At 58.6% G+C, this 577-nt stretch carries 1 protein-coding gene; it reads right to left on the minus strand.

Annotated features, from left to right (window positions below; all coding sequences use genetic code 11):
- Window positions 1-577 (minus strand): transposase (locus SO180_RS42495; protein ID WP_449384723.1); only part of this gene is annotated, 577 nt, incomplete at both ends.

Below are 577 nucleotides of genomic sequence, written 5' to 3' on the forward strand. Positions count from 1 at the left end.
AAGGATGAGATCGACGATGGCGTGACGTACGGCGGGCATGGTTGGCTGAGGCGGAGGTCCGTTGATTCTTTTTTTTCCGCCCCGCATGTGCGAGGCGACGATGCTGCAGGAAGGCGTAGGCAATCATTGTCATCAGGGCGTGGCGATGAAGACCCTGCCATGATCGCCCCTCGAAGTGATCAAGTCCGAGCTCCTCCTTCAACTGCTGATGCGCCTGCTCACAAATCCATCTTGCCTTGATGGTGGCGGCTAGTGTGCGCAGATCCGTCGCCGCAGGGAGATTGGCAAGATAGTATTTCTTCTCCCCTGAGGCACGTTGCTCGCCGATGAGCCAAGCTTCGTCGCCCGGGAGATGCTGCTGACCCTTATCCCAAATCCGCTGAGGAGGGCCGTCGGCGGTGCGGACACGGAGAGCAGCAAATCGGGCTTTCAGCCGACCTTTCGTCCCGCTGCGCCAGCTCACGGCTTTCCATTTGGCGCTGGCCAGCATTTGTTCTGCCGCAATCGATAAGATATCGGGCACGTGGTGCTTTCGTGGTTTCCCGCGGACTTTGGTAATCGGCCAAATGAGCTTCAC

It is taken from the genome of Bradyrhizobium sp. UFLA05-112 (assembly GCF_053572325.1).